Consider the following 24,250-nt stretch of genomic DNA (forward strand, 5'->3'; position numbering starts at 1 on the left):
GCGCGCGTGTCATGACGGGGGCTCGATGGATGATCGCCGAGGTCAGTCCGCGCGTGGTGCCGCGTTGGCCGCGTGCGGGGTGTCGTCGATGAGGCGCGACAGTACGATCGCGCTCTTGGTGCGCACGACGAAGGCCTCGGCGGCGACCCGCTCGATCACCTGCTCGACGTGCCGGACGTCCTTGGCCCGGATGTGCAGCAGCGCGTCAGCCTCGCCGGTGATCGTGCACGCGGAGATCACCTCGGGCAGCCGGGCGACGGCCAGGCCGATCTCGGCGGGGGAGGTCTTGCCCCGGCAGAACAGCTCGACGTACGCCTCGGTGGTCCAGCCGAGGGCCGAGGGCTCCACGCGGGCGGTGAACCCGGTGATGGCGCCGCTGCTCAGCAGGCGGTCGACCCGCCGCTTCACCGCCGGCGCCGAAAGCCCGATTTGATGCCCTATTTCGGCGTATGTCGATCGAGCGTCTTCGACGAGGGCTCCGACAATCGCCCGATCAAGCGCATCCAACTCCACGATGACCTGTATACAGCCGGGACGCGCGCGGCACACAGTTCGGGGTCGATGCAAAGTTTAAGTGACTCCAAATTTGGTGTTAGTCTACCCAGCATGATTCACGCCACAGGTCTCACCCGGACCTTCACCACCAAGACCGCGACGGTCGACGCCGTCAGGGGAGTGGACCTCGACGTCTCGCCAGGCGAGATCGTCGGGTTCCTCGGCCCCAACGGCGCGGGCAAGACCACCACACTGCGCATGCTCACCACCCTCCTGCGTCCCTCCGGCGGCACCGCCACCGTCGCCGGCCACGACCTGACCACCGAGCCCACCGAGGTGCGGCGCCGCATCGGGTACGTCCCCCAGGGCGGGTCGGTCGGCCCCGCCGCCCTGATCGGCGAGGAACTGGAGCTCCAGGCCCGCCTGTACGGTCTCGGCCTCCCGGCGGCGCGCGAGCGGGTGACCGAGCTGCTGGACCGGCTCGGCCTGACCGCCCTGGCCGCGCGCCCGGCCGCGTCACTCTCCGGCGGGCAGCGGCGGCGCGTCGACATCGCGATGGGCCTGGTCCACCGGCCCGGCCTGCTGTTCCTGGACGAGCCGACCACCGGCCTGGACCCGCGCGGCAGGGCGGACCTGTGGGACGACATCCGGCGGCTGCGCGCGGAGAGCGGGCTGACGGTGTTCCTGTCCACGCACTACCTGGACGAGGCCGACGCCCTGTGCGACCGCGTCCTGATCATCGACGCCGGGCGCATCGTCAGCGAGGGCGAGCCCGAGGCGCTCAAGTCCGGGATCGGCCCGGGGGCGACGCTCGACGACGTCTTCCTGGCCGTCACCGGGCGCGCCCTGCGCGAGGAGGCCGCCGCGTGACCGCGCTGATCATGGCTCGCCACTACGTCCGCGTGACGATGCGCAACAAGCTCGCGCTGGTCTTCGGCGCCCTGCAGCCCGTGCTGTACCTGGTCCTGTTCGGCCCGCTGTTCGCCCGCAGCGGGGCCGGCTCCTGGAACGTCCTGGTCCCCGGCCTGCTGGTGCAGCTCGGGCTGCTCAGCGCGGGGATGAGCGGGTTCGGCATCGTCTTCGACCAGCGCTTCGGCGTGCTCGAACGGCTGCGCGTCACCCCGGCGGGCCGGATGTCGCTGCTGCTCGGCCGCGTGCTCAAGGACACCCTGGTCCTGCTGATCCAGGCGGCCGGGCTGATCCTGCTCGGGTACGCCTTCGGGCTGCGGGCGCCGCTGCCCGGGGTGGCGCTCGGCCTGCTGCTCGTGCTGCTGCTCGCGGTCAGCCTGTCCTCGATGTCGTACGCGCTGGCGCTGACGCTGAACCAGGACCTGTTCGCGCCCATCATGAGCACGGTGCTGGTGCCCCTGCTCCTGCTGTCGGGCGCGCTGCTGCCCATGTCACTGGCCCCGGGATGGCTGGACGTGGTGTCGAGGCTCACCCCGTTCCGCTACGTCGTCGAGGCGCTGCGCGCGTTCTTCGCGGGGGGCTACACCTCGGCGGACGCCCTGGTCGGCACCGGGGTGACCCTGGCGTTCGTCGTCGCAGGAGTCGCGGTGGGCACACGGCGCTTCCAGCACGAGAACGCCTGAATCTCACGAACCCGGGGCGGGAGGGGGTGCCGCGACCCATGGAACGACCGGAGGCCGGGGCGGGAATGATCCCGTCCCGGCCTCCGGGCCGTGCGCGTCGTGCGGTTACGCCTTGTCGGCCTCGCCGGTGGCGTTCTCCATGGCGTCCTCGGGCGACGCCTCGAGGTCGTCGGAGGCCTGGGCCAGCGCGGACTGCTTGTCCAGGCCCACCCAGCTCGTGACGCTCTCGACGGCGAACAGCACGCCGAGGTACACCGACATCACCGCCACCACCCAGGTCAGCACGCCGAGCGCCGCGCCCACGCCGAGGAGCAGCAGGCGGACCTCCCAGCCGAGGCCGGCCTGGAACACCCACGGGGCGGGCCAGATGCTCTGCCGCGTGCGGTACACCGTGTCGTAGGTGTGGTAGCCGACGACGTAGATGAGCACGAACAGCAGCCACTTGGGGGTGCCCGCCGCCAGGCCGAGGATGATGACCGTGAGGAACTCGGTGCCCCTGATCAGCGGCGGGACCAGCCAGTCGAACCGGCCGAGGTGGTCGCGCGGCGCGGTCGGCACCATCAGCGCCGCCATCACCAGCACGGGGAGCAGCATGATCGGCCCGGTGCCGTCGCCCAGCACGCCCGTCACGCCGATGACCACCGCGGCCAGCAGCGCGACCAGGCCGGCGGGGACCGGCGGCAGGCCGGGGCCCATCTTGTCGCGGAGCAGCGCCACCAGCGGGCCGTCGTCGCGGTAGGCGAGCAGGCGGGCCGTCTGGATCCGGCGCCGCTCCTCGTCGGGATCGGGGACGAGGGCGGTGGCGGCCTGGGGATGGGTGATCATGCGAGCGACCTCATGAGACGTCCGGTCAGGGTGTACATGAACGCGATGCCGCCCCAGATCACGAGCGTGAGGAACGTGATCCGTGGCTCGAACAGAGCCGCGGTGATCGCGATGGCGGCGAAGCGCTCGCCGATGGGGAAGACGATCATCTTGCGGGCCCAGTGGACGGCGCGGAACCGGCCGGCCTTGGTCCACAGCTTGAGCAGCCCGCGCACGCCGGTGCTCCGAGAGGCGCGGCGCACCTCCAGCGCGTCGCGCAGCGGCCGGTCGTCGGCGGCGGACAGCGCCAGCGTCGGCAGCGGGTTCGGCGGCTTGCGGCGGTTGGCCGCGCCGAAGGAGAAGTCGAGCAGGTGGCGCACCGACTGCACCGACAGCGCGACCAGCGCCAGCGTCCACACGTCGCCCTGCCCGGCCACCAGGGACCCGACGGCCAGGCCGGCGAACACGATGTACTCCTTGGCGCGGTCGAACGTGGCGTCCAGCCACGCGCCGAGCACGCCGAACTGCCGGGCGTACCGGGCCACCTGGCCGTCGACGCAGTCGAACACGAAGGCGAAGTAGATCAGCAGCCCGCCCGCCACGGCGCCCGGGCGGGTGCCGGTGGCGAACGACAGCGCCGAGAGCACGCCGAGCGCGATCGAGATGAGCGTCACCTGGTTCGGCGTGAGACCGCGCCTGGCCGCCCACCGGGCGATGAACCGGGAGTAGGTGCTCACGAAGTACGTGGTGAAGAAGCCGTCGGCGCCCTTGACCGCGTTGTTCAGGCGCGCGCGGTCCTCGTCGATCTCCGACATGGCGGCCACGGCGGTGTCCGCCTCGGCCTGGTCCCCCACCCGGGAGAAGAACAGGTCGCGCCGGCCGCGGATGCCGACCGAGACGCCCCTGCGGACCAGGCCCAGTACGAGCAGCTCGGTCAGGTCGTCCCCGGGGCCGAACAGGTGGGCCATGTCGGCCAGCTCGCGTGCGGCCTCCGCGAGGGTGGGCGCGTGCCGCAGGCTCAGGTGGATCGGACCCAGCGCCACGGCGTTCGGCCGAGTCACGGCGTGGTAGGCCGAACCGGCGGAGATCACGCGGGAGCGGCCGGCGCGCAGCAGGACCGGCAGCCCTTCGAGGACGCGGTCGCCGATTTCCGGCTCGGCCTCGTCGATCGGGATCTCGGGCAGGATCGGCTCGCCGTTCTCGTCCTCCTGGCGCGGCTCCTTGGCGATGAGCGCGAGCGCGCCGCGCTTCGCCTTGGTGATCTGGTAGATCAGCTCGTCGTGGATCACCGCGCCGGCCGGGATGAGGAACAGGTTCTCGGTGGCCTGCTCCGCGGCGTCGGCGACGGCGCGCAGGTCGTCGGCGAGGCTCGTGGACTCCACGACCTGCCCTGGGAACGGCCGGTGGTCGCCGGCGTCCGCGGGGCGGACGATGGCGACGGGCTCGGGGTCCATCGAGACGACCTGCCCGTACAGCCGCGACAGGACCGTGGGCGAGCCGGGGAGCGACGTCAGCGCCAGGCGACCGGGCGGGACGTGTTGTTCTGGTGAACCGATCGGGCCGGGCGAGGTGCCCAGCAGGACCACGCGGGTCATGTCACCCTTTCAGGCAGCGTGCGGGGGGCGGAGGCGATTAACAGGGGGTGTCGCCAGGGGGCAAAGTTTAGTGACTGTTCTCCCAAAGGATGCCATCGGAGGGTGACCCGAGATCTATTCGTCGCCTGGTGGTGTCACATCCTGTTCCTCGCGTCACGGGCGCACCGCGCGGCCCGGCGCCGAGGAGGACACGGCCGGCGGCGGTCCAGGCCCAGGTCACCCGTCCAGGCGGGGCACCCGGGCGCGACGAGGGGCCGGTGGCGCGGTTCGCGCGGAATGCCTGGTAAAGGATTCTCATGGCGCCCGCGTCCCTAGACTGGGCGGGTGAACCTCTACCGCGACGAGGGCGTCGTGCTGCGCACCCACAAGCTGGGTGAGGCCGACCGCATCATCACGGTCCTGACCCGGCGCACGGGCAAGGTGCGGGGCGTCGCCAAGGGCGTCCGGCGCACCAAGTCCAGGTTCGGCGCCCGCCTGGAGCCGTTCACCCACGTCGACCTGCAGCTCCACACCGGCCGGTCCCTCGACGTGATCACGCAGGTGGAGACGCTGCGCCCGTTCGGGGAGTCCCTGGTCTCCGACTACCCCCGCTACACCGCGGGCATCGCCATGCTGGAGACCGCCGACCGGCTCATCGTGGGGGAGAAGGAGCCCGCCCTGCGCCACTACCTGCTGCTGGTCGGCGGGCTGCGCACCCTGGTCGAGGGCGGTCACGAGGCCAGGCTCGTCCTCGACGCCTACTTCCTGCGGTCCCTGGCGGTCGCGGGGTACGCGCCCGCGCTCGACTCCTGCGCCCGCTGCTCCACCCCGGCCATCCGCGCCTTCGCCATCGCCGCGGGCGGAGTGGTGTGCGGGGGGTGCCGCCCGGCGGGCGCCGCCGTGCCCGCCGCCGAGACGATCGGCCTCATGATCGCGCTGATCCGGGGCGACTGGGAGTCGGCCGACGCCTCCGAGCAGCGGCATCGCGTCGAGTGCAGCGGCCTGGTCGCGGCCTACCTCCAATGGCACCTCGAACACGGAATACGCTCGTTACGACATGTCGAGCGCGTCTGACCGGCGCCGCGACCTTCCGACAGAGACGCACAGGAGAGCCAGACCGTGAACGTCCGCCCGCCCATGCCTCACTCCTCAGGGGCCGTGGCGCCCCCGATCCCCCGCGAGCTGGTCCCCCGGCACGTCGCGATCGTCATGGACGGCAACGGGCGGTGGGCCAAGGCGCGAGGACTGCCGAGGACCGAAGGGCACAAGGCGGGCGAGGCGTCGCTGTTCGACGTGATCGCGGGCGCGATCGAGCTCGGCGTCCCGAACCTGTCGGCCTACGCGTTCTCGACCGAGAACTGGCGGCGGTCCCCCGACGAGGTCCGCTTCCTGATGGGCTTCAACCGCGACGTGATCCGCCGCCGCCGCGACGAGCTGCACGCCATGGGCGTCCGGGTGCGCTGGGCCGGGCGGCCGGGCCGGCTGTGGAAGAGCGTCATCAAGGAGCTCCAGGACGCCGAGGAGATGACCCGGGACAACCGCACGCTCACCCTGCAGTTCTGCGTGAACTACGGCGGCCGGGCCGAGATCGTCGACGCCGCGGTCAGGATGGCGCAGGACATCGCCGAGGGCCGCGTGCGGGCCGACAAGGTCTCCGAGCGCACCTTCGCCCGCTACCTCGACGAGCCCGACATCCCCGACGTCGACCTGTTCGTCCGGTCGTCCGGTGAGCAGCGCACCTCCAACTTCCTGATCTGGCAGTCGGCGTACGCCGAGATGGTGTTCCTCAACCAGCTCTGGCCCGACTTCGACCGCCGCGACCTGTGGCAGGCGTGCGAGATCTTCGCCAAGCGCGACCGCAGGTACGGCGGGGCCCTCCCCAACGAGACGGCCTGACCGGTCTCCAGCCCCGTCGAGGCGGCCCGTTCAGGCGGCCGGTCCGTCCGAGCCGGGGGCCGGTCCGTACGGCCGCGCCGTGATCAGGTGGGGTCGCAGCAACAGCAGCAGTCGCAGCCGTCGCAGGCGCAGTCACAGCCCCGCAGGTAGCAGCGGCCGTCCCAGGACATGGGCCGCCTCCTGCTCCAGCGTGGCCGCCACAGCCCGCAGGTCGAGAAGGTCGCCACCCCGGCGGCGGCCTTCCGCGCGAACCCGGGACGCCGGTAGGACGCGCGGACCGTGAACGCGCGCTTCACCGCCCGCCGCACCTCCCGGCCCAGCAGCGCGTCCACCAGGTGCCGGTCCTCCAGCTCCAGCTCGCGCAGCGCCAGGTCCAGGCCGTGCGCGGCGTCGTCGCAGAGCCGCCTGGCCTCCTCAAGGGTGGTCCCGGTGGCGGTGAGCGGGTTGAACGCGCCGCGTTCGGCGTCCGGCCCGCGGTCCTCGACCGCGTCGAGCAGGTGGGCGACGCGGCCGAAGAACCGGCCCGCCTCGGCCAGCGCCGTCGCGTTGCCCGGCCGGCCCGCGAGCGCCGCGGTGTGCGCGAACGCGGCGGCCACCGCGTCCTCGGTGGGCGCGGTCAGGTCGAGCAGCGGCACCCCGGCCCGGCCTTCGAGGACGATCTGGCGGTCGACGGTCGCGGTCAGGACGGCGGTGTCGAAGCCGATCTCGGCGCCCATGCGGGCGCCGGCCGCCTCCCAGCGGGCCGCCAGGCGCCTGCGGGCCGGGCCGGTGCCCGGGGCGGCGTCGCCGTCGGCCACGTGGTCGCGCAGCTTGCCCGCCGCAAGGACCAGCGAGACCGTCGCGGCCAGCCGCGCGCCGGCGGCCCGCGCGTCCACCACGTCGGCCGGCCTGAACCCGCGCAGCGCGCACGGCCCGGCGGTGCGGTGCGGCGAGGCGGCCGTCCCCTGCGCCTCGGTGAGCACCGAGATGATCAGCCCGTCGTAGTTGGTGGCCAGCCGGGCGCCCTGCCCCTGGCCGTCGCGGAGGGTCAGGCACAGCCCGCACAGGTGCGCCATCCAGGCCTCGCGCAGCGACGGGCAGGAGTGCCTGCACGGGCGGATGATCCCGAACATCTAGCCTCACATGGTTCCGGGGGGTTCCGGCCCTGCGACGGGCCGGTGTGGTTCTGTCCTGCGACGGGCGGTGGTTCAGACTCTGAGACGGGCCGGTGGCCCAGGCTCTGAGGCGAGGCGTTGGTCTGAGGCGGGGCGTTGGTTCAGGCTCTGCGGCGGGCCCGGTAGGCCGCGACGTGCATGCGGTTGCCGCACGTGCGGCTGTCGCAGTACACGCGGGAGCGGTTGCGGGACTCGTCCACGAAGACGCGGTCGCAGTCGGGGGCGGCGCAGGTGCGCAGCCGCTCCCACTCGCCCTCCACGAGCAACTGCGCGAGCGCCACCCCGCAGTCGGCGGCCAGCAGCTCGGCCGGCGACGCCCCGGGGGCGAAGTAGTGGACGTGGAGCGGGAAGCCGTCGTGCTCGGTCAGGCGGGCGGTGATCTGGGTGCGGTCGAGCAGCACGTTCAGCCGGGAGACCGCCGTCGCCTGGTCGGGGGCGGTGAACACCTCGTGGAACCGCGCGCGCAGCGAGCGGACCTGGTCGAGGTCGGCCGGGGTGACGGGCCCGACGCTCATCTCGTGGCGTTTGACGAACGCCTCCAGCTCGGTGGGGCCGCCGAGACCGTCGGGGCCGCCGGTCTCGGGCGCGGTGTTGATCAGATCGGCCACGGCGGCGAGCGAGCAGACCATGTCATGGCTGAATGGCATGTCGTCTCCCGTTGGACTCGGCGCGGGCACGGCGGCGCGGACGCCCGGATGGCGCGGCCCCCGCCAACGCTCCGGCTTCCGGTCCCGGAAGCGTATCCCGTCCGGGGCCCCGGGGAGAGTGCCGCGCGCGGGCGGGTCCGGCGAGCTCGGTGGGGAGCGCCGTGCGAAGGGGGCCTTCGGCGGGAGCGCCGTACGGGGGTCAGCTCGACGAGGCGGCGGCGGTGCAGGACGGGCAGGTGCCGAAGACCTCGACGGTGTGGGTGATGGCCGTGAAACCGTGCTCGGCGCCCACGGCCTCCGCCCAGCGCTCGACGGCGGGCCCGGCCACCTCGACCGTGCGGCCGCAGCGCCGGCAGACCAGGTGGTGGTGGTGGGTGCCGGTGGCGCACGCGCGGTAGACCGACTCGCCCTCGTCGGTGCGCAGCACGTCGATCTGGCCGCTGTCGGCCAGCGTCTGCAGGGCGCGGTACACCGTGGTGAGGCCGATCTTGGCGCCGGCCGCACGCATCTGGGCGTAGATGTCCTGCGCGCTCCGGAAACCCTCGCTGTGGGAGAGGATCTCCCGTACGGCCTCTCGGCGGTTCGTCATCGGCGGCACTCCCGTGTGCGGCATGACCGCGATTTCATGGGCCGGTCTCCTGTGCACGACCTCGCCGTACGAATCTACCGACACCGAGGGCCAGGACGAAGCCGGCGAGCGCGAGGAGCACGATCGCGGCCCCGGGCGCGACGCTCGCGTAGAACGCGGAGGTGAGCCCGCCGATCGTCGAGGCCACGCCGAGCGCCATCGCCAGCAGCATGGTGGTGCTGAAACCCCGGGTGACCTGCTGGCTGGTGGCCACCGGGACGACCATCAGGGCGCTGACCAGCAGCAGGCCGACCACGCGCATCGCGATCACGACGGTCAGCGCGGCGGTGATCGCGATGAGCAGGCTCAGGAAGCGGACCGGCAGCCCGTTGACCTTGGCGACCTCCTCGTCCTGGCACAGCACGAACAGCTCGCGGCCGAAGATCGCCACCACGCCCAGCACGAAGGCCGCGAGCACCGCGATCACCCACACGTCCTGCGCGGAGACGCTGCTGATCGAGCCGAACAGGTAGGAGGTGAGCGTGGAGTTGCTGCCGCCGGGGGCCAGCCCGATGAGCAGGACGCCGCCCGCGATGCCCCCGTAGAACATCAGCGCGAGCGCGACGTCGCCCGTCGTGCGTCCCCGCGCGCGCACCAGCTCGATGGCGACCGCTCCGAGCACCGCCACCGCGACGGCGGTGAGCACCGGCGCGGTGCCGGTGAGGAAGCCGAGCGCCACGCCGGTCAGGGCGACGTGCCCGATGCCGTCGCCGAGCAGGGCGAGCCGCCGCTGCACGATGAAGGTGCCGACGGCGGGGGCGGCCAGGCCGACGAGCAGCGCGGCGATCAGCGCGCGCCACATGAAGTCGTACCGCAGCATCTCGATCACTGCCCGGCCTCCGTGCTCATCGGGCCGCCCGAGACGTCGTACACGTGCGGGCGGGCCTGCTCGTGCCCGGGGTGCGGGTGGCAGCCGGCGTCGGCGGGCGGCGCGCCGTCGTGCAGGATGCGGCCGCCGCCGAGGACGACGGACCGTGTGATCAGCGGCGCCATCGGCCCGAGCTCGTGGGCCACCAGCAGGACGGTCCTGCCCCGCTCGACCAGGCTCGCGAGCGTGCCGGCCAGGTGGAGCTGGCTCTCGGCGTCCACCCCGGCCGTCGGCTCGTCCATGACGAAGGTGTCCGGCTCGCCGGCCAGGGCCCGCGCGATGAGCACCCGCTGCTGCTGGCCGCCCGACAGCCACCCCACCGGGTCCCCGGCCCGTTCGGTGAGGCCCACGGCCTCGAGCGCGTGGGCGACGGCGGCGCGGTCCCCGGCGCTCGTACGGCGCAGGCGGCGCTGGCGGGCGATGCGGCCCGAGGCCACCACCTCGCGGACGGTGGCCGGCACCCCGCCGCCGATGGACAGGCGCTGCGGCACGTAGCCGACGCGCCACCAGTCGCGGAACCGGCCGGGCGCGACGCCGTGCAGTTCGGCGGTGCCGCCCGACAGCGGCGTCAGGCCGAGCAGGGCGCGGATGAGGGTGGACTTGCCGGAGCCGTTGGCGCCGAGCACGGCGACCACCTCGCCGGCGTGGATCCGCAGGTCGATGCCGCGAAGGACGGGACGCCCGTCCAGGCTGACGTGGCCTGCGGACATGGCGAACGCGGCGGGCGTGGCGGGCGGGGACTCCCGCGGGGCCACGCCGGCGGCCTGTGCTGACGGGGTCATGAGCATCCAAGTGCGGTGCGGAGTGTGTGGAGGTTCGCGCGGGCGGCGGTCAGGTAGTCACCCGAAGGGGGACGGCTCTCGACCGGGTTGAGGACCGCCGTCCTGGCGCCGACCTCCTTGGCGAGGACCTCGGCGACCTTGGGGCTGACGAGTTCCTCGGTGAAAATGGTAGTCACCCGCTCCTGCCTCGCGATCCCGGCCACCTCGGCCAGGCGGGCGGGGGAGGGTTCGGCGTCCGGGTCGAGGCCGCTGATGCCGACCTGCTTGAGACGGTAGCGGTCGGCCAGGTAGCCGAACGCGGTGTGGCTGGTCACGATCGTGCGGCTCGCGCAGGTGGCCAGGCCCTGGCGGAACTCGGTGTCCAGGGCGCCGAGGTCCCCGGCCGCCGACCTGGCCCGGGTGGCGTAGGCGGCGGCGTGGGCGGCGTCGGCCTTCCCGAGGCGCTTGCCCAGCTCGGTCACGATGGTGGCCATCCGTGCGGGGTCGAGCCAGATGTGCGGGTCGTAGGCGCCACGCCCGTAGGTGCCCTCGCCCTCGGCCCGCTCTCCGGCGACCGCGGGCAGCGTGGTGATCGCCGAGGCGGCGTCGAAGGCCCGGCCCTCGGCGTGCTCCCGCACGGCCTCGTCGACGGCCGGCTGCACGCCCTTGACGTAGACGACCAGGTCGGCCTCCTCGACGGCGGCGATCTGGCGCGGGGTCAGTTCGAGGTCGTGCGGTTCGACGCCGGGCTGGGTCAGGCCGGTCACCGTGACGTCCGGTCCGCCGGCGCGGGCGGAGATCCATTCGAGGGGGTAGAACGCCGCGAGGACCCTGGGCGGGCCGGACTGCGCCGCCGAGGCGCTGCCGCCCGAGCAGGCGGTCGCGGCCAGCAGCGCGCCGCCGCCGAGGAGGGCGCCGAGGAGGGTCAGGCGGGGGTTCTTACGTCGAAGGTATCTGGACGAAAGGGGCATCACAGTACCTAGTATGCGTCAAAATGAAAACGGTTGTCAAAATCAGTGGAGGGGAGACCCCCGAAGCCACTCAGAAGGCCCCGAAGCGCTGGGCCGCGAGCGCGATCAGGAACGCCGCCAGCGCGACCCGCATCAGCCGCCCCCCGTTGCCCAGGGACGGCCACGACATGTATGCCAGCCAGCCCACGAAGCCCAGCACCGGCAGGACGGCGACGCCGCCGCGCCAGTCGGGCACGGCGAAGCCCACCAGCAGCAGGACCACCAGCAGGACGGGCAGGATCCAGCGCGGCAGCCCGTACAGGTAGACCAGAGGGGCCGCGCTCTTGCGCTCCACCTGGAGCCGCAGGCCCGTCGCCCCCGGCGTGACGAAATGCTCGCCTCGGGGCAGCGGGCGCTGCGGGCGGCGGGCACCCCCGCGGGGGCCGCCTCCCCGGGGGGCGGCGCCGGGCCGGGCCAGGGGATGGGCGGGCACGCCGCGCCTGGGCGGGGGCGGTTCGGTGGATTCGCGCTTGTCGGCCACGCTCCGAGCCTAACGTCGGAGGGGCTCGCCCAAGGACACCGCGGGTGCTGGCATGCTGAACCCCATGATCGCGTTCATCAGGTACTCCGTCCCCGACGCCCGGGCGGAGGAGTTCGTGGAGGCGGCCACCTCGATCCTCGGGACGCTGGCCGCCCAGAACGGCTACCTCCGGGGGCACCTCGGCAGGTCGGCCGACGAGCCGGACCTGTGGGCGATCGTCAGCGAATGGGAGGGCGCCGGGTTCTACCGTCGGGCCCTGTCGGCGGCACGAATGGACATGTATCCGCTCATGACGCTGATGATCAACGAGCCCTCCGCCTTCGAGATCGTGGTCACTGCCTGACGCGGCCACACGTTCAGTCGTGATTGTGGGCGGGTCGCGTCGCGCGTTCCCCTAAGCTTGAGGTGATCGGGCAGGTGACGCGCCCTCCGATCGGCAAACCCAACCCCGACCGCCAGCCGGATGGAGATTCTTGATGGCCCGCCGTACCGACATCATGGACACGATCGTGAGCCTCGCCAAACGCCGGGGGCTCGTCTACCCGTCGAGCGAGATCTACGGCGGTCTGCGCGCGTCCTGGGACTACGGTCCGCTCGGCGTCGAGCTCAAGAACAACGTGAAGCGCGAGTGGTGGAAGTCCATGGTCCAGGGCCGGGAGGACGTCGTCGGCCTCGACTCCTCGGTCATCCTCGCCCGCGAGGTGTGGGAGGCCAGCGGCCACGTCAGGGAGTTCGTCGACCCCCTGACCGAGTGCCAGTCCTGCCACAAGCGCTACCGCGCCGACCACCTCGAGGAGGCCTACGCCGAGAAGCACAGCGGCCGGGCCCCCGAGAACGGGCTGTCCGACCTGACCTGCCCCAACTGCGGCACCAAGGGCGCCTTCACCGCCCCCCGCATGTTCAACGGCCTGCTCAAGACCTACCTCGGCGCCGTCGAGGACGAGTCGGGGCTGGCCTACCTGCGGCCCGAGACCGCGCAGGGCATCTTCATCAACTACCTCAACGTCCAGCAGTCCTCCCGCAAGAAGATCCCGTTCGGCATCGGCCAGATCGGCAAGTCGTTCCGCAACGAGATCACCCCGGGCAACTTCATCTTCCGCACCCGCGAGTTCGAGCAGATGGAGATGGAGTTCTTCGTCAAGCCGGGCAGCGACGAGGAGTGGCACCAGTACTGGATCGACCAGCGGTTCCAGTGGTACGTCGACCTCGGCATCAACAGCGACAACCTCCGGCTGTACGAGCACCCGAAGGACAAGCTGTCGCACTACTCCAAGCGCACCGTCGACGTGGAGTACCGCTTCAACTTCACCGGCTCCGAGTGGGGTGAGCTGGAGGGCGTCGCCAACCGCACCGACTTCGACCTCACCACCCACGGCGCCGCCTCGGGCACCGATCTGTCGTTCTTCGAGCAGGACTCCGGGGAGCGCTACGTCCCCTACGTCATCGAGCCGGCCGCCGGCGTCGACCGCTGCACGCTGACCTTCATGATGGACGCCTACACGGTCGACGAGGCGCCCAACGCCAAGGGCGTCATGGAGCAGCGCACGGTCATGCGGCTCGACCACCGGCTCGCGCCGGTCAAGGCGGCCGTGCTGCCCCTGTCGCGCAACGCCGACCTGTCGCCCAAGGCCCGCGACCTGGCGGCCCAGCTCCGCCGCCGCTGGAACGTCGAGTTCGACGACGCCGGGGCCATCGGCCGCCGCTACCGCCGCCAGGACGAGATCGGCACCCCGTTCTGCATCACGGTCGACTTCGACACCCTCGAAGACCACGCCGTGACGGTCCGCGAACGCGACTCCATGGCCCAGAAGCGCATCGCCCTGGACCAGGTCGACACCTACCTCCGCGAAAACCTCAACGACTGACCCCGGTCAGCGGGGCGCCCGCACGGCCGACGGCAGGATGTTCACGTCGTCGGCCTTGACGAAGGCGACGCGGTGGCCGAGCTGGATCTGGTAGTACAGCGTGCGGCCCCGGACCACCGTGTGGGTGGCGGGGTCGAAGGTCACCGCGTAGTAGTACTCGCCGCGTGCCACCAGGCCGACGGAGTACCGCTGGCCCTGCGGGATCACGTACTGCAACGGGGTGATCGCCTGCACGGGCACGCCCGCCGGGTAGGCCTCCGGCTCGGGGTACGCGCGCCCGTACACCGGCACCGGGCCTCGGCCCGGCTTCGGTGTGACGATCAGCCCGGTGGCGTTGACGGCGGTCGGCGCCTCGCGGGGGTTGCGGAACCACGCGAGCTGCCCGAGGTACCAGATGGCCGTCCAGTCGCCCTCGCGCCCGGCGAGGGCGTACTGCTGGCCGGTGGTCGCGCGGGCGCCGTGGTCGGAGACGTCGTACGTCGACTCCCCGCCGGGCCTGCGGCCGATGTCCTTGACCAGCGGCGCGCTGTCGCTCGGCTCGGTGTGCAGCCAGACCGACGCCGAGCCGTGCGGCGGGCAGTCCACCCCGGCCTGGTCGCAGCCGGTGTAACGCGGCCGGTAGTGGGCGTAGTCGGTCCTGATGGTCACCAGCCCGCCGTGCGCGCCGCCCGTGGACTTGAACGGCCGGTGCAGGAGCGCGAAGTAGTGGCCCCAGTCCCAGTACGGCCCCGGGTCGACGTGCATTCCCGCCACGGTGCCGGGGACGGTGCCCGGGACGTTGTCGTGGCCCAGGATGTGCGCACGGTCCAGCGGGATGTCGTACCGCTTGGCGAGGTAGCCCACCAGGCGGGCAGAGCTGCGGTACATCGCCTCGGTGTACCAGGAGCCCGCCTTCGCCAGGAAGCCCTCGTGCTCGATGCCGATCGACTTGGCGTTGACGTACCAGTTGCCGGCGTGCCAGGCGACGTCCCTGGCCTTCACGTGCTGGGCGATGTGCCCGTCGGCGGAACGGATCGTGTAGTGCCAGCTCACATAGGTGGGGTCGGCCACCAGCTTGAGCGTCCTGTCGTAGGTCTCCTCGGTGTCGTGCAGGACGATGTACTGGATGCGCTGGTTGTGCGGCCGGTCGGACAGGTCGTGGTTGCCGTAGTCGCCCGGGTCCTCCGACAGCTTCTGGTACGGAGCGGGGAACCACTCGCAGGCCAGCCTCTTCGGGCACTCGGTGTTCCTGGCCTCCGCCTCGCGAAGGCCCAGGCGGTCGACTTGGTCCATGCGCGGAGCGATCTCCGGTCCGGCGGGCAGCGAAACCTGCTGGCCGTCGTCGGTGGTCCGGCTCGCGCCCTCGCGCAGGACGGAGAACACCTCGTCGGCGAACTGCCGGGCGGTCTGGACGTCGTCGGCGCCGGAGTAGCGGGCGACCGCGCCGTACCAGTCGGCGGGGTCCCTGCTCGCCGCCAGGCCCGGGTCCTTCGCGTCCGCCAGGTCCTTCTGGTACCGGGCGAGCAGGGCCGCCCCGCCGAGCAGGTTGGCGTCCGGGTCCGTCACCAGCCGCTCGGCCGGCAACCCGCTCAGCCGCGCCGCCTCGTCGACCGTCTGAGCACCGTCCACCGGGGGCGCGGCGCCAGTGTTCCCGGACGTCACCGGGGCCGCGCTCGCACTCCCGGACGCAGGGGGCGCCGCGCTCGCGGTGGAGGCCGGCGGGGAGCTCGCGGGTTTGGCCGGGCGGGCGTCGTCGCCGCGCGGGTCCTCGGCGCCCTCGCTGTGGTGGGGCGTCCCGGGGAGCGCGGCGCGCGCGTCGGTGAGGTGCATCGGCCCGTATCCGGCCGTGACGCTCGGGACGCCCCGGTTGGCGTCCCAGCGTGACTCCAGATAGGAGACGCCGAGCAGGACGCTCTCCGGCACGCCGTACCGGCCGGCGGCGACCTTGAACGCCGCCTGCCGCGCGGCCGTGGGGGCGGCGGGGGACGCCGGGGTCGCGGGGACGGCGGAATTGGCGGGATCGGCCGGGGCGGCGGGGAAGGCGGGGGCGCCGGGGACCGCCGCGTGAAGGGAGCCCGCCGCAGGGACGGGGACCCCCGGGGCCGTCGCGGGGGCGGCGTAGGTGGGTAGGGCGACCAGCAGGGACGCCGCCACCGAAGCGGCGACCGTCAGCGTTCCGCGCATCAGGGACCCACTCTCCATCGGGGGCGCGCGGGGCCGGCGCGATGGACCGGACCCGGGGACCACGACGGTCACCTTACGGGATCTTGCCGCCCGATCCCATCCCTTGTAATCCGGCGTGTCAAGGAGTATCCGGCTTATCCCGCCGGGCCGTCCGGTGCGCGAACGGCCAGGCGTTGGGGCGGCAGTGCTGCAGGGACTTCGTCTGCTGGGTCATCACCGGAGCGGGCCTGCCGGCCCCCGGGCAGGACTCGTGCCCGTGGCCGAGCGCGTGCCCGACCTCGTGGTTGATCATGTATTCGCGGTAGGAGACGAGGTCGCCGCGATAGCCGGGGATGCCGAGGTTCCACCGTTTCGCGTTGAGGACCGCCTGCCGCCCGTTCCAGCAGGACAGCTCGCCGAAGGTCTGCATCGGAAGGCAGCGCGCGTTGGTCATCGCCGGGCTGGACAGCGCCACGCGGAACCGCACCGGCCCGTGCGCGACGCGCTTGAACCGCATGCGGCCGTTCGCGCCCCAGCCGCGCGGGTCGTTGAGGGTGCGCTGGACGGTGGCCGCGAACTCCCGGCCGTCGAAGGGGAGCCCCTTCTCGACCTCCACCAGATATCGAACCACCTTGCCGTGACCGCCCTTGGGCGGGCGGGCGACCCCGGGGACCACCGAGTAGCGGCCCTTGCCGGCCCGGGGGACCTTCATCTTCGGCGGCCGGCGGCCGTCAGGGTCGGGCGGCGGCTTCGAGGCCCCCGCGTCCGGCTCCGCCCTCAACGGCACCCGCGCCGGCCCCCCCGACGGCGGCACGGCGACGGGCGACGGCCCCGGCGTCGTGTCCGTGTCCGTGTCCGTGGACGTGGGAGCGGACGTGGGAGCGGACGTCACCGTGGCCACGGGCCCGGGCGCGGGGCCCGTCGCGCGCGGCGAGGTTCCAAGCGCGGTGACCGGCGAGGCGAGCACGGTGCCGTGGGCGGGTATCGCCTTCTCGCCGTCGACCACGAGGGCACTCCCACCTGCGAGTATTCCGGTACCGGCGGCGCACGCCAGCAGGAAGGCGGTGGGTTTCCTCGGGCCGTCGCCATGAGGCGTCAGGTTGCTGTACATCGACTGCGAAGCCTATTACCGATCACTCCCATTGATCACCTTGGTACCTCGCTCCCCGCCCCTGGCCGCCCGGTCATCGGATGTGGCCGGTGGTCCAGGAGGCGCGGATCAGGGTGCGTTCGGCGGTGGCGAGGTGGACGGCGGTGGTGAGCCATGCCGACGCGTACCGTTCCGGGCCGGAATCGGTGAGCCGCCCGAAGGCGTCGCGGCCACGCCGGTCCGCCTCCGCGGCGAGCGTCGCCGTCAGCTCCGCCGCCACCGGGAACCCGGTCCGCCGGAGCATGGCGCCCTCGGCCCGGGACTCCCGGGTCCGGAGGCCGGCGCTCCTGGAGTACTCGGCGACGGCCCGCCGCCCGCCCGTGACCGCCAGCTCGACGAGCCGCCGGACCCGCCACAGCGGGGAGCCCGCCAGCGGGTCCGTACCGGGTTCCACGAGCGGCTCGGGCGGCGGCGCGATCCCCCGCGCGGGCAGATGCGAGCCCTGGAGCCGGTCGTAACCGAGGTCCGCCCGGCCCAGCCAGTCGCCGGGCAGCCGCAGCGTCGCCTCCGCGTCCGGCACCGGGCCCACCGCGAGCGGGCGCAGGGTGGCCGCCCGGTCCAGATCGGGACGGCCGAGCACCCGGACGCTCAGCCCGGGACGGGAGGCGAGGAGGCGAAGGTTGGCCGAGTGGGCCAGCTCAGGGTGGAGGCTCGCCGCGACCAGCCGGATGAGGGGCCCGTCCGGTGCGCGGGCGAGCAGGTGGTCCCCGGCGGCGCCCACGATCACCAGGTCGCAGCCCACCAGGTTCTGTCCCTGGTCCCCGCCCCCGTCCAGGTCGGCGGTCGGCGACCCGGTGAGCAGCGCGCCCACCGCCTCGGCCGGTGGGCGTTCGAACAGCGACGCCAGCGGGCCGGCCGACCAGGGGACGCCCGGCGACGGGCTGGCCCGCACCCCTCGCCCGGCACCCAGACGGCCGTCCGGCGAGACGGTCGCCCCCGAGATCAGCAGCCCGCCTCGGGCGAGCTGGGCGTGGTCGAGTGCCGTGCACAGGGCGACGGGACCCGTTCCGGCCCCACGCGCGCGGGCCGGGCCGCCGGGCTTGACGTCGGCGACCGACAGGCGGTCCCCGTTCTCGGTGAGCAGGTGGGTGACCACCCCGCCGTACCCGGTGTCGCTGATCACCGGCTCCCGGCAGACGCCGTACACCCGCAGGCCGCCGCCCGGCTGGTAGCCGCGACGGGCGACGCCGATCAGGGCCGGGTCGGGGTCGCCGGCGGCGAGCCCGCCCGAGGTGACCAGGAGTTCGCGGAGCGCGGTGACCAGGTCCGCCAGACGGTGGCCGTCGTGCCGCTCCCGGGCCGCCCTGACGCCCCGGACCACGCGCAACGCGGCGGCCTCCGCCCGGAACAGCCCGGCCAGGCGGGCGCTGTGCGACGCGCGGAGCAGTTCCGCCTGGAGCACCGCGTCCGCCGCCGGCACACCGGCCGCGAGCACGGTCGCGGAGGCCCGCCACAACCCCGCCGCCGCCTTCACCTGCGCTTCACTCGGCCCAGGCGCGGACGCGCCGGCGTCCGGGCCGGTTCCGGGCGTGACGGGCCGCCTGGCGGCGGTCGCGTCCGGGGCCACGGCCGGGGGGAGGGGGGCGGCTCCTGGTACGCCCGATGTGGCGAGCGGTCCGGGTCCTGCGTCGACGTCGGGACCGCTCGTGGCGGCCGGGTCGGTGGTGCCGTCCGGACCGGTCGTGCCGTCCGGATCGGTCGTGGCGGCCGGGTCGGTGGTGGTGGCCGGGTCGGTGGTGGCGGGGTCGGCGAGGGGGCAGGCGCTGAGGACGGCCGCGCGATGGAGGCAGCGGGGTGCCAGCAGGCAGGTGCAGTGTGCCGCGTCCGGGGTGGCGACCGTGCCGTCCGGGCCGGGAACGAGGATCACCACCGCGTCCTCGCCGCACCGCACGTGCACGGCGTCGCCGTCGGCGACGGGCGGCACCGCCGCGTACACCCCGATCGCCGCGTCCAGTTTCTTCAGCAGCCGTGAGGTGAGGTCCTCCACAGCCGAGGCCACCACGTGCGGCGCCACCGGAGGCAGTCGCACGCCCACAGAAGCGGCCGAGTCAGTCGGAACAGGGACGGTCACCGGTTTTCTCCGCGAAGTCGGTCGCCCACCCAGCGGGCGAGGGCGAGAGGGCTGAGAGCGGCCACGGGCATGCCGGCCGCGACGAGCCGCTGGGCGATCGGCACCGAGTACCGGGGCGCGCCGGTGTCGTCCAGGGCGGCGCAGCCCAGCAGGTGGACGCCCGAGTCGCTGAGCGCGCGGACCTCGCTGAACAGGCCGCCGAGCGGGTACCCCTCCTCGAAGTCGCTGACCACCACGACGAGCGTGCGGCTCGGAACGGTGACCAGGGAACGCGCGTGGGCGAGCCCCGCGGCGATGTGCGTGCCGCCGCCCACGCGCACCTCCAGCAGCAGGGACAGCGGGTCGGACACGTGGTCCGACAGGTCGATCACCTTGGTGGAGAAGGCGAGGAAATGCGTGGAGAGCGTGGGTACGCCGCCCAGGACCGCCGCCGTCAGCGCCGACCAGATGACCGACGCCTCCATAGACCCGGACACGTCGACCACCAGGATCAGCCGCCAGTCGGACTCGCGCCGCGAGCGCGTGCTGAACACCGGATGCTCCGGCACGACGGCGATCCGGCCGTCGGCAAGGCGGCGGGTGTGCGCGAGGTTGGCGCGCAGGGTGCGCGGCAGGTCCAGGCGCCCCCCGCGCCGGCGGGTCGGGCGCGGCGTCGCCAGGCCGGTCAGGGCGGGGCGCAGGCGGGTGGCCAGCTCCCGGCTGAGCTCGTCGACCAGCCGCCGTACGAGCGGGCGGAGCCGGGCGAGCTGCTGCTCGGGCAGGCCGCCCGCCAGGGACAGCACCGAGGTCAGCAGTTCGACGGACGGGCGGGCCGTCGCCGGGTCGAGCTCCGACAGGACGTCGGCGCGGCCGGCGTCGGCGGCCCTGGCCAGGACCTCCTCCCTGACCTCGTCGCCGAACAGGGCGTCGAGCTCCTCGGACCATTCCCGGGCGGTGGGGAAGGACGCCTGCTGCCCGCCCCCGTCCGGCGCGCCGCCCGCGTCGTTCCCGAAGTCGCCGGCGCCCTCGCCCCGGCCCGCTCCGTAGAGCTCGTCCAGCGCGTGCCCGTAGCGGCGGGCCCCGGCCGGGAGACGGCCGCCCTCCCGCCCGAGCAGCAGCCGCCACCGATCGGCCACCTGGAGCCGCCGCGTCCCGCCGTCGCCGTCCGCGCTCGCGACGGCCGCCTCGTACGTCCGCGCCTCGCCCGCGTCGGCCTTCGGCGCCGCGTCGGTCCTCGGCCCTCTCTCCGCGTCGGTCGTCGCGTTCGTGTCGACGTCGGCGATCGGCCCCACGTCGGCGGCGATGTGCGTACGCGGGCTCGGGTTCGTCGCAGGGGTCGTGGTCGTCTCAGGGGCCTTCTGGGCGGAGGTGCCTGTGGGGAGGCGCAGGGCGGTGAGGGCCGCCAGGCCCGCCGTGTCGGCGGCGGTCCACAGGGCCAGGAGCTCGGGCGACGCGTCCAGGGTCAGGTCCAGCCGGTCGCCGAGGTGCTCGGTGACCGTACGCAGGAGCCGGTCGCGCCCGGCCGGGGACAGGACGTCGAACCCGCCGCGAAGGGCGGGCAACCGGTCGAGGAAACCCTGGTCGGTGAGGCCGCCGATCCGGTCGAGCAGCGGGGCCAGCGCGTCGGGGGCCGAGTGCAGGAGCGGGCCCGCCGCCGTGAGCACCCCGCTGAGCAGGCGGGACAGCCGGCGGCGCCCGTCGGGGTCGGCGGCGGCGTCGACCCAGCCGGCCACCCGCCCGCCGAGCAGCGCCGGGCCGTCCAGGTCCAGCAGGACCCGCGCGGCCAGCGCCGCACCCTGGACGAGCGGGGAGCCCGTGCGCACGAGGGTGTCCAGCGCGTCGTCCAGGCGGAGCCCGAGGCGGTGCTCGCCGGCCCGTGCGGCGAGCGTGATGAGCGCGCTGACGTCCTCGGACCGGTCGCTGCCCGCGAGGCCGGGCAGGGACCGGACGGCGGCCTCCAGCAGCGAGTCCGTGAGCGCCGCCGCCCGGTCACGTACCTCCGGGGTGGCGCCGGGCAGGTGCCCACGGCGCAGGGCCTCCAGCAGGTCGAGCGCGTCGAGCAGCTCGGGCAGGGTGGCCGAGGCCGGCAGCAGCGAGGTGGCTCCGGCGAGCCACTCGTTCACCAGGTCGGGCAGGTCGCAGCGGGCGGCGGCGCCCAGCCCGGCGAGGAGCTGCGCGCAGGTGGGCCCGCCCTCGGCGGCCTGGCGTCGGTGGGCCTCGCGCAACGTGCCGGTCGCCGCCTGGAGGGCGGAGACGCCGCGTACGCCCGCCAGGTCGAGCCGGGCCGGGACGGACGGGCTCCACGAGAGCCGCCAGCGGGTCGAGAGGGCGTTGGAGTCACCCGTGCCGGACACCTCGATCTGCTCGCCGTAGCCCACTCCGCAGACCTGGAGGCGCTGGAGCAGGACCTCCCTCCGGCGGTCGAGATCGGAGCGGAGCGGGTCGAGGCGCACCTCCCGCCCCTCGGGCGAACCCGGGTGGGGCAGGCGCAGCGCGGCGAGCTCGGCCTCGACGGAGGGGCCGAGCCCGGAGCGCGGCGTGCCGGGGGAGGTACGGCCGCGCTCGGTGCCGACCATGACCACCTCCAGCGCCTTCGCGAGGGCACGGCCGCGGCCGAGCGGCTCCCCCTGGCCGAGCACGCTCGTGACCGCTTCCAGCAGTTCCCCCCGGCCCGGCGCGGGCAGCGCCCGCAGTCTCGCCAGGTCACAGGCGACCCGCAGTGCCTCGGCCGCCTCGCCGGTGCCCGCCGTGTGCCCCGCCGACCGCAGCTCGCGGCACAGGTCCGTGATCATGCGTGCGGCGGCCTCGCGTACGCGGGCCGGATCGCCGGCGGCGGTGAGCACCGCCTGCTGCCAGCGCGGGTCGCGGATGCCCGCGGGGTACCCGGAGCGGGAGTCCAGCAGCCCGAAGGCGTACGGCACCAGGGACGTGACCACCGCCCCCGCCTGCTGCCGCTCCACCGGAACGACCGCCGCCCGCACACCCCCGGCCACCTCTTCCATCTTTTCGTGAGCCGTGGCGCCGGCGGCCGGTGGCGTCCGGGGCGATTCGGTGGAGACGTCGTTGACGCTGGTCAGGGCGGGGGCGTGGAAGGCGCCGATGACGGCGGCCACCGTCCTGCCGCCCCGCGCCGCGTCCGCGATCACCTGACGCATGTACGCCTCGCGGGCCAGGTCCATCGGGGGGACGCCGCCCTCGCCGCCCGCGTCGCGGCGAAGCGCCCAGCCGACGCCGAGCGCGGCCCGCCGTACGGCCTCCGGCGCACAGCCCGGGGCGAGGACCTCCACCGCGCGGTCCCACATGTCGTCCCCCGCGCGCCCGGTCCCGGCCGCCGCGAGCCCGCCCGCGTACGTGGAGCCGCCACCGCGTCCGGAGACGCGGTCGAAGGGTTCGGGGGCGGGACGAGGCGGGGCGGGGAGGGCGGTTTCCGACCATGCCGGGTCCGTGAGCGGCAGGTCGCAGCAGACGACCTCGACGCCGCGTTCCCTGGCCCATCGGATCGCGGTGAGTTCGGGGGAGAAGTCCGCGAACGGGTAGAAGCTCAGCCGCTCGCCGTCGCCCGCTCCCGCCAGGGCCACCGGGGCGAGGGTGGCCGGGTCGCCCAGGTGGGTCAGCCACGGCTGGAAGTCGACGGGCAGTTCGACGCAGACCACGTCGGCTCCGGACGCGTCCAGCAGCGCGGGAACGACCGCGGCCAGCGCGGGACTGTGGTGCCGTACCCCGATCAGGTACGGCCCGGTGGACCCGGCGAGCACCGCCACCGCGTTCCGCGGTTCGAGCGAGTCGGTGGAGGAGGCGGCCGACAGTGAAGCGGTGGTGGTGGTGGTGGAGGCGGCCGATGGCGAGCCGGTGGTGGCGGTCGGCGGCGAGTCCGTGGTGGTGGAGGAGGGGGTCAACGGAGGTTCTCCCGCAGGTCCCAGAGGCGGCGCCACATGGCAGAGCCGTCCTCGGCGCGGCGCCGTACCGCGCCGTCCCAGTAGCCGAGCAGCCGCCCGTGGTCGGCCGGGTCGTCCTTGCGGACCACGCCCAGCAGGTGGCCGGGCACCAGGTCGAGGACGTCCCCGCTGGGCAGGTAGGCCGCGGCCACCCCCAGGGACGCGGCGACCTGGACGGCCTCGGCGGTGGACAGCACCGTACCGGGCCGCTCCACGTCCCACCCCTCGGCCGACCTGCCGGAACGCAGGTCGCGGAAGATGGTGACCAGCACGTCGAGCACGGCGTCGTCCACGCCGAAGGCGGCGCCCGCCCGGTGCACCGCGGCGGTGGCCTGGCGGCTGACCAGTGCGGTCTCCGCCTCGGCGTCCGCGATGGGATGGATCGTCTCGAAGTTGAACCGCCGCTTGAGCGCGGCCGACATCTCCGACACGCCCCGGTCCCTGAGGTTGGCGGTCGCGATCACGGTGAACCCGGGGGCGGCGGCCATCTGGGCGTCGGCGGTACCGACGAGCTCGGGCACGCTGACCCGCCGGTCGGACAGGATCGACACCAGCGCGTCCTGCACCTCGGGCAGGCAGCGGGTGATCTCCTCGATGCGGGCCACGCGCCCCGTGCGCATCGCGCTCAGCACGGGGGAGGCGACCAGCGCCTGCGGCCCCGGCCCCTGGGCGAGCAGCAGCGCGTAGTTCCAGCTGTAGCGGAAGGCGTCCTCGGTGGTACCGGCGGTGCCCTGGACGGTCAGGTCGCTGGTGCCGCAGACGGCGGCGGCGAGCAGCTCCGACAGCATCGACTTGGCGGTACCGGGCTCGCCGACCAGCAGCAGCCCGCGCTCACCGGCCAGCGTGACGACGCAGCGTTCCACCAGGGCACGCTCGCCGACGAACTTGGGAGGGATCACCAGCTTGACCGGCAACGCTGCCCCGGTGCCGGTGCCGGTGCCGGTGCCGGTGCCGGTGCCGGGGCCGGTGCTGTCGCTCGTCGTACGGCGGGCGGCCTTCGGCAGTTCGAGTACGGCTCCGTCGCTGCCGCAGATGAAGGTGACCACCGATCGCGGGGTCAGCGTCCAGCCGGGTGGCCGGGGGCCGTCGTCCTGGGCGGCGAGGAAGGCGAGCTCTGCGGCGAATCGCTCCTCGGCCGGCAGCACCTGCCGCGCCGGAAGGATCGTCGCCTGTTCCGTCAGGGTCATGAAAAGTCCTG

General features: G+C 73.9%; 21 protein-coding genes. 6 read left to right on the forward strand and 15 right to left on the reverse strand.

What is annotated here, in order from left to right:
- Positions 1–42: 42 nt before the first annotated feature.
- The gene (locus NYZ98_RS12325; protein WP_262842779.1) at positions 43–513 is read right to left on the reverse strand and encodes an Lrp/AsnC family transcriptional regulator; all 471 of its coding nucleotides are present in this window, start codon (positions 511–513) and stop codon (positions 43–45) included.
- A 93-nt stretch (positions 514–606) separates the two neighbouring features.
- On the opposite strand from NYZ98_RS12325, the gene NYZ98_RS12330 reads away from it, so the two are divergent.
- A complete protein-coding gene (locus NYZ98_RS12330) occupies positions 607–1,365 on the forward strand; it encodes an ABC transporter ATP-binding protein (RefSeq protein ID WP_262842780.1) in 759 nt (252 codons plus the stop codon).
- Positions 1,362–2,087 (forward strand): ABC transporter permease, encoded by a 726-nt coding sequence (locus tag NYZ98_RS12335; RefSeq protein WP_262842781.1) that lies wholly within the window; start codon positions 1,362–1,364, stop codon positions 2,085–2,087. Before NYZ98_RS12330 ends, NYZ98_RS12335 begins: the two co-directional genes overlap by 4 nt.
- Before the next feature lie 105 nt (positions 2,088–2,192).
- On the opposite strand, the gene NYZ98_RS12340 is transcribed toward NYZ98_RS12335, so the two are convergent.
- Together NYZ98_RS12340 and NYZ98_RS12345 are read right to left on the reverse strand one after the other, a co-directional pair.
- Positions 2,193–2,912: a DUF5941 domain-containing protein gene (locus NYZ98_RS12340; RefSeq protein ID WP_262842782.1), complete on the reverse strand. Its 720-nt coding sequence runs from the start codon at positions 2,910–2,912 to the stop codon at positions 2,193–2,195.
- A complete protein-coding gene (locus NYZ98_RS12345; protein ID WP_262842783.1) occupies positions 2,909–4,486 on the reverse strand; it encodes a CDP-alcohol phosphatidyltransferase family protein in 1,578 nt (525 codons plus the stop codon). The genes NYZ98_RS12340 and NYZ98_RS12345 overlap by 4 nt, the downstream gene beginning before the upstream one ends.
- Positions 4,487–4,810: 324 nt before the next feature.
- Here NYZ98_RS12345 and recO point away from each other — a divergent pair, with 324 nt between their 5' ends.
- A complete protein-coding gene (recO, locus tag NYZ98_RS12350) occupies positions 4,811–5,539 on the forward strand; it encodes a DNA repair protein RecO (RefSeq protein ID WP_262842784.1) in 729 nt (242 codons plus the stop codon).
- Between the two features lie 63 nt (positions 5,540–5,602).
- Entirely contained in the window at positions 5,603–6,361 is a 759-nt protein-coding gene (locus NYZ98_RS12355) for an isoprenyl transferase (RefSeq protein WP_262842808.1), read from the forward strand.
- Positions 6,362–6,444: 83 nt separating this feature from the next.
- On the opposite strand, the gene NYZ98_RS12360 is transcribed toward NYZ98_RS12355, so the two are convergent.
- From NYZ98_RS12360 to NYZ98_RS12390, 7 genes are all read right to left on the reverse strand, one after another.
- Positions 6,445–7,473 (reverse strand): DUF5685 family protein, encoded by a 1,029-nt coding sequence (locus NYZ98_RS12360; protein ID WP_262842785.1) that lies wholly within the window; start codon positions 7,471–7,473, stop codon positions 6,445–6,447.
- A gap of 143 nt (positions 7,474–7,616) precedes the next feature.
- Entirely contained in the window at positions 7,617–8,162 is a 546-nt protein-coding gene (locus NYZ98_RS12365; protein WP_262842786.1) for a CGNR zinc finger domain-containing protein, read from the reverse strand.
- A gap of 199 nt (positions 8,163–8,361) precedes the next feature.
- On the reverse strand, positions 8,362–8,751 hold the full coding sequence (locus NYZ98_RS12370) for a Fur family transcriptional regulator (protein ID WP_262842787.1): 390 nt from the start codon (positions 8,749–8,751) through the stop codon (positions 8,362–8,364).
- A gap of 34 nt (positions 8,752–8,785) precedes the next feature.
- Positions 8,786–9,619, reverse strand: coding sequence for a metal ABC transporter permease (locus NYZ98_RS12375; protein WP_262842788.1), 834 nt, complete (start codon positions 9,617–9,619; stop codon positions 8,786–8,788).
- Positions 9,616–10,440 carry a metal ABC transporter ATP-binding protein gene (locus NYZ98_RS12380; RefSeq protein WP_380706300.1) on the reverse strand — a complete coding sequence of 275 codons (825 nt, stop codon included), beginning with the start codon at positions 10,438–10,440 and terminating at the stop codon, positions 9,616–9,618. The genes NYZ98_RS12375 and NYZ98_RS12380 overlap by 4 nt, the downstream gene beginning before the upstream one ends.
- Positions 10,437–11,390, reverse strand: coding sequence for a metal ABC transporter substrate-binding protein (locus NYZ98_RS12385; RefSeq protein ID WP_262842789.1), 954 nt, complete (start codon positions 11,388–11,390; stop codon positions 10,437–10,439). The genes NYZ98_RS12380 and NYZ98_RS12385 overlap by 4 nt, the downstream gene beginning before the upstream one ends.
- A gap of 70 nt (positions 11,391–11,460) precedes the next feature.
- Positions 11,461–11,910 (reverse strand): DUF6703 family protein, encoded by a 450-nt coding sequence (locus NYZ98_RS12390; RefSeq protein ID WP_262842790.1) that lies wholly within the window; start codon positions 11,908–11,910, stop codon positions 11,461–11,463.
- A 64-nt stretch (positions 11,911–11,974) separates the two neighbouring features.
- On the opposite strand from NYZ98_RS12390, the gene NYZ98_RS12395 reads away from it, so the two are divergent.
- Both NYZ98_RS12395 and NYZ98_RS12400 read left to right on the forward strand, forming a co-directional pair.
- The gene (locus NYZ98_RS12395; RefSeq protein ID WP_262842791.1) at positions 11,975–12,253 is read left to right on the forward strand and encodes an antibiotic biosynthesis monooxygenase family protein; all 279 of its coding nucleotides are present in this window, start codon (positions 11,975–11,977) and stop codon (positions 12,251–12,253) included.
- A gap of 133 nt (positions 12,254–12,386) precedes the next feature.
- Positions 12,387–13,775, forward strand: a complete 1,389-nt coding sequence (locus tag NYZ98_RS12400; protein ID WP_262842792.1) for a glycine--tRNA ligase — start codon at positions 12,387–12,389, stop codon at positions 13,773–13,775.
- Positions 13,776–13,781: 6 nt separating this feature from the next.
- On the opposite strand, the gene NYZ98_RS12405 is transcribed toward NYZ98_RS12400, so the two are convergent.
- The 5 genes from NYZ98_RS12405 to NYZ98_RS12425 all read right to left on the reverse strand — a co-directional run bounded on the left by NYZ98_RS12405 (position 13,782) and on the right by NYZ98_RS12425 (position 24,239).
- The gene (locus NYZ98_RS12405) at positions 13,782–15,938 is read right to left on the reverse strand and encodes a peptidoglycan recognition protein family protein (RefSeq protein WP_262842793.1); all 2,157 of its coding nucleotides are present in this window, start codon (positions 15,936–15,938) and stop codon (positions 13,782–13,784) included.
- Positions 15,939–16,056: 118 nt separating this feature from the next.
- On the reverse strand, positions 16,057–17,028 hold the full coding sequence (locus NYZ98_RS12410; RefSeq protein ID WP_262842794.1) for a DUF3152 domain-containing protein: 972 nt from the start codon (positions 17,026–17,028) through the stop codon (positions 16,057–16,059).
- Positions 17,029–17,101: 73 nt separating this feature from the next.
- The gene (locus NYZ98_RS12415) at positions 17,102–19,096 is read right to left on the reverse strand and encodes a hypothetical protein (RefSeq protein WP_262842795.1); all 1,995 of its coding nucleotides are present in this window, start codon (positions 19,094–19,096) and stop codon (positions 17,102–17,104) included.
- A gap of 38 nt (positions 19,097–19,134) precedes the next feature.
- The gene (locus NYZ98_RS12420) at positions 19,135–23,013 is read right to left on the reverse strand and encodes a vWA domain-containing protein (protein ID WP_262842796.1); all 3,879 of its coding nucleotides are present in this window, start codon (positions 23,011–23,013) and stop codon (positions 19,135–19,137) included.
- Positions 23,010–24,239, reverse strand: a complete 1,230-nt coding sequence (locus NYZ98_RS12425) for an ATP-binding protein (RefSeq protein WP_262842797.1) — start codon at positions 24,237–24,239, stop codon at positions 23,010–23,012. The genes NYZ98_RS12420 and NYZ98_RS12425 overlap by 4 nt, the downstream gene beginning before the upstream one ends.
- Positions 24,240–24,250: the final 11 nt, after the last annotated feature.

Source organism: Sphaerisporangium corydalis (genome assembly GCF_025506355.1).
Classification (GTDB): Bacteria; Actinomycetota; Actinomycetes; order Streptosporangiales; family Streptosporangiaceae; genus Sphaerisporangium; species Sphaerisporangium corydalis.